This is a genomic window from Bowmanella yangjiangensis (genome assembly GCF_017255015.1).
Taxonomy (GTDB): domain Bacteria; phylum Pseudomonadota; class Gammaproteobacteria; order Enterobacterales; family Alteromonadaceae; genus Bowmanella; species Bowmanella yangjiangensis.
On sequence record NZ_JAFKCS010000479.1, the window covers coordinates 1 to 584 of the forward strand.

General features: G+C 67.6%; 1 protein-coding gene. It reads left to right on the plus strand.

Annotation, left to right across the window (positions count from 1 at the left end):
* Positions 1-584, plus strand: a 584-nt coding sequence (locus J0A65_RS25255) for an AMP-binding protein (RefSeq protein ID WP_206596970.1), incomplete at both ends; no start/stop codon positions are given.

Consider the following 584-nt stretch of genomic DNA (forward strand, 5'->3'; position numbering starts at 1 on the left):
GAGCAACTGGTGCAGGCGTTGCAGCCAGATCGCAGTCACGGTCGCCATCCACTCTGCCAGGTGGCGTTCGACCATCAGGTACGGGGAACGGTGGCATTGCAGGGGCTGAACGTGGAAAGCCTGCGTCAGATCGATCTGGAAACCCCCTTCGACCTGGTGTTGCGCGTACGCGAGAGCCAGGCCGGCCTCGAGCTGAGCTTCTGCTACGCTGCCGAGCGCTATTGCGCTACCGGTATGGCGTGCATGGCCGAGCAGTTCCTCGCGCTGCTGCGTGCACTGCCGAAGCAGCCGGCGGATGCGCCGTTGCAGGCAGGTGCCTGGCTCGACGAAGCGCTGTGGCGCCTTGCAGTACCGGCCAGTGCTGAGGCTTTCGAGCCGCTGGCGACGGTTATCGCAGCCCAGGCTGCCGCCCAGCCGGAGGCCATCGCGCTGCAGGATGAGCAACGCAGCCTGAGCTTCGCTGAACTGGATGCGCGCGCCAACCGCCTGGCCCAGGCTCTGGTCGCGGCGGGTGTCGGCCCCGAGGCACGGGTTGGCGTGGCCTTGCCGCGCGGCGTGGATATTCCGCTGGCCCTGTTGGCCGT